4 protein-coding genes are annotated in these 3,799 nt (G+C 60.5%); 3 read left to right on the forward strand and 1 reads right to left on the reverse strand.

Annotated features, from left to right (window positions below; translation table 11 throughout):
* On the reverse strand, positions 1 to 828 hold an 828-nt coding region (gene xseA, locus JaAD80_RS26325), incomplete at its 3' end, for an exodeoxyribonuclease VII large subunit (protein ID WP_102298976.1).
* Positions 829 to 2,169: 1,341 nt separating this feature from the next.
* On the opposite strand from xseA, the gene JaAD80_RS26330 reads away from it, so the two are divergent.
* From JaAD80_RS26330 to lpxK, 3 genes are all read left to right on the forward strand, one after another.
* Complete coding sequence (locus JaAD80_RS26330) at positions 2,170 to 2,775, forward strand: MotA/TolQ/ExbB proton channel family protein (protein ID WP_092798442.1); 606 nt, start codon at positions 2,170 to 2,172, stop codon at positions 2,773 to 2,775.
* Positions 2,772 to 3,215, forward strand: a complete 444-nt coding sequence (locus JaAD80_RS26335; RefSeq protein WP_102298973.1) for a biopolymer transporter ExbD — start codon at positions 2,772 to 2,774, stop codon at positions 3,213 to 3,215. The genes JaAD80_RS26330 and JaAD80_RS26335 overlap by 4 nt, the downstream gene beginning before the upstream one ends.
* Positions 3,216 to 3,289: 74 nt before the next feature.
* Positions 3,290 to 3,799, forward strand: a 510-nt coding sequence (gene lpxK / locus JaAD80_RS26340) for a tetraacyldisaccharide 4'-kinase (RefSeq protein ID WP_102298975.1), incomplete at its 3' end; no start/stop codon positions are given.

The following is a 3,799-nucleotide window of genomic DNA, read 5'->3' on the forward strand; positions in this document are numbered from 1 at the left end:
GTCGGCGCGCGGCGTGGCCGCCAGTTCGGCCGCCGCCGTCGGCGTGGCTGCGCGCAAGTCGGCCGCGAAGTCGGCGATGGTGAAATCCGTCTCGTGGCCCACGCCGCTGATCACCGGCATGGAACAGTCGGCGATCGCATGCGCGACGGCTTCATCGTTGAATGACCACAGGTCCTCGATGCTGCCGCCGCCACGGCACACCAGCAGCACGTCGCACTCGGCCCTTGCTGATGCCGTGCGGATGGCGTGGGCGATCTTCTCCGGCGCCTGCTGGCCCTGCACGGGTGTCGGATACAGGATGATGGCCACGTGCGGCGCGCGGCGCTGCAAGGCGGTCAGCACGTCGCGCAGGGCGGCCGCCTGCGGGCTGGTGACGATGCCGATGCTGCGCGCGAACATGGGGATGGCGCGCTTGCGCTCCTGGTCGAACAGGCCCTGCGCGGCCAGCTTTTCCTTCAGGCGCTGGAACGCTTCATACAGTGCGCCCACGCCGGCGCGGCGGATGGCTTCCACATTGATCTGGTAATCGCCGCGCGCGCCGTACAGCGTGACGAGGGCGCGCACTTCCACCTTGTCGCCTTCGCGCGGCGTGAAGCCCGCATACTGGGCGCGGCCGCGGAACATCACGGCGCGCACCTGGGCGCCATCGTCCTTCAAGGTGAAATACCAGTGGCCGGAAGCGGCGCGCGTGAAGTTGGAAATCTCGCCGGCGATCCAGGTCAGGGGGAACGAGCGTTCGAGCAGCCGCGCGACGGCCTGGTTCAGGGCGCTGACGGTCAGCACGGGCGGGGCGGCAAAGCCGCTGTCAGTTGGAGTATCGGTCATCATCTGGTGCTATGGGGGAGGGAACTGTCCACATATTATCGGCGAGGTCATGCTTATGTCATATATCGTGCAAAACAACAAGTTCTATTTCTAAGTATTTGATTTCATGATGAATTTCTCTGTGCCTGATTTGCATGCACGAGGAAAAAGTCCTTTAATATCAAGCACATCAGTGACGGCGGCGCCACTTACGCACAAAGTTATCCACAGAAAGTGTGCGGAACTTTTTGTCCTGCACAAGGCCGCTGGATTTCCCCGCCGTGGTGGCCAAAAAATGCCGTGCTACATTTTTACGCATGGAAATAAACCCAAGTGAAATCAAGGGCTTAGTATCGCATGGCTGGCCTTGCGCACAATCTTATCCACAAAAAATGTGCAGAACTCCGCTCTGCCCGCGCATTTATCCACCGCCATGTCCATTGAGCGGCCTGCCTTGTTTTTGCGCAGTGAAAAAATTCCCATATAAATCAATGGCATAGCGTAGGATCGGGCGCCTTGCTCACAATCTTATCCACAGAATGTGTGTAAAACCGCATAAATCGTTTCGCCAATTTCCCGGGTTTTCCACCGACGCGCGATGCCATGCGGCTGCCTCATTTTTCAGCATCAAAAAAAAGGCCTTTAAAATCAAGGGTCTTGCACGGAGTCAATCCGCTTGCTCACAATCTTATCCACACTTTATGTGCGGAACTGCCGGCATGGGGGAAAAGCGCGGTTTACGCGGCCAATCGGGCCTGAAAAATGCCGTTTTGTCGCGTCTGCCACATTTTTGTGCGGAGCGATAAAAACGATATAAATCAATGTACTTAGCGCTTACCTTTGCGCTTGCGCACAATCTTGTCCACAGATTGTGTGCAGAACTTTGCGCACCCGTTTGGCCATGCTGCGCGGCACATTGCTACTTTTTTGCTCAGCGAACTATTATCCTTATAAATCAATGGCTTGACTGTTTTTCGCCACCTTGCGCACAATCTTGTCCACAGTAAATGTGCAGAACTTTTATTTTGTTGATTTTCTATCATTGACTACCTGCGATTAGCTGCTATGCCTGTATTTTGCGCAGTCCCGTATTCTTCATGTAAATCAATGACTTGCATGTTGGACTTCATGCTTGCTCACAATCTTATCCACATAAAATGTGCAAAACCCGCCGCTTGCCAGCCACTGCCGCTGCACCATGTGGACAAGCGCGCGGCGCATTGGCCACGCAGGCGCCACTTGCCGCCGGCGTGGCAACGCGCTACATTGCGCCATTCCGCCGCCGATGCGCAATCGCTTGCCGGCGCTCGGTACAATACGGCTTGTCCGGGCGGACCACCGCCTTCCCTTTACCAGGAGTTTCTTTTGCTCGCTATTTTCCAGGCCGCTGGCTGGCCCATCTGGCTGTTACTGATCGCTTCCATCGTGGCCCTGGCCCTGATCATCGAGCGCCTGCTGTATTTGCGCCGCGCCAAGATCCTGCCGCGCAAACTGTTCGATGAGGTGGTGCAGGTGTATCGCAACGGCAAGATCACGCCGGACACGGTGGCCAAGCTGGAAGACAATTCGCCGCTGGGCGTGGTGCTGGCCGCCGCGCTGCGCAATGTCGACGCGCCGCGCGAGGTGATGAAGGAATCGATCGAAGAGGCGGGCAGCGGCGTAGCCCACGTGCTGGAGCGCTACCTGACCACCCTTGGCACCATCGCCACCCTGGCTCCATTGATGGGCCTGTTTGGCACGGTGGTGGGCATGATCGAGATCTTCGGTTCGCAAAACGCCAGCGGCTCCAATCCCGCCCAATTGGCGCATGGCATTTCCGTGGCCCTGTACAACACGGGCTTCGGCCTGGCCATCGCCATGCCGACCCTGGTTTTCTACCGCCACTTCCGCGCCCTCGTCGACAGCTTCGTCATTGACATGGAGCAGCAAGCGGTCAAGTTCGTCGACATCGTCCACAGTGGCCGCAAATGAATTTCCGCAAAGGCAAGGGTCGTGAAGACCCCGAAATCAACCTGATCCCGTTCATCGACGTGCTGCTGGTGATCCTGATCTTCCTGATGGTCAGCACCACTTACAGCAAGTTTACGGAACTGCAGATCACCTTGCCGACGGCCGACGCCGAGCAGGCCAAGGACAAGCCGCAGCAGATCGACGTCACCATCGACGCCAAGGGCAATTACACGGTGAACCGCGAGCCGGTGTCGTTCCGCGACGTGGCCGGCCTGGCCGATGCACTGCAGGCGGCGGCGAAAGCGGCCAACGGCGGCAAGGCGCCCGCGCAGACGCCGGTAGTGGTGGTCAACGCCGACCAGTTCGCCATGCACCAGATGGTCATCCACGTCATGGAAGCGGCCCGCGTGGCCGGCTATGAAAAGCTGACGTTCGCGGCGCAGGCGGGTGGCAGCAAGTAGCGTCCGCAGCACGGGGTCAGACCCGCCGGGTCTGACCCCAGCCTTCCTTTGCGCTCCCCTTTCATGAATACCCCATGCCCACATCCTCCCCCGCCAAGCTTGAAACCACTCTTACCCGCGCCTGGCTGTCGCGCGGGCCGCTGGCGTGCGCGCTGTGGCCCGTTTCCCTGCTGTTCGGCGGCTTGAGCGCCGTGCGGCGCGGCCTGTACCGCGCCAATCTGCTGAAATCCCAGCGCCTGCCCGTGCCCGTCGTCGTCGTCGGCAATATCTTTATTGGCGGCACCGGCAAGACGCCGCTGACGATCTGGCTGGTGCAAGCCTTGCGCGACGCCGGCATGCGCCCGGGCGTGATTTCGCGCGGCCACGGCAGCGCCGACCGCGCGCCGCGCGCCGTCAGCGCCAGCTCCACGCCGCAGCAGGTGGGCGACGAGCCGCTGCTGATCTTCCAGCGCGGCGGCTGCCCCGTGATGGTGGGGCGCGACCGCGCGCAAGCGGGCAGGGCGCTGCTGGCCGCGCATCCCGACGTCGACGTGCTGGTGACGGACGACGGCTTGCAGCATTACGCCCTGCAGCGCGACGTGGAA

Origin of the sequence: Janthinobacterium sp. AD80, assembly GCF_002878455.1 — a bacterium.
GTDB lineage: Bacteria > Pseudomonadota > Gammaproteobacteria > Burkholderiales > Burkholderiaceae_D > Janthinobacterium.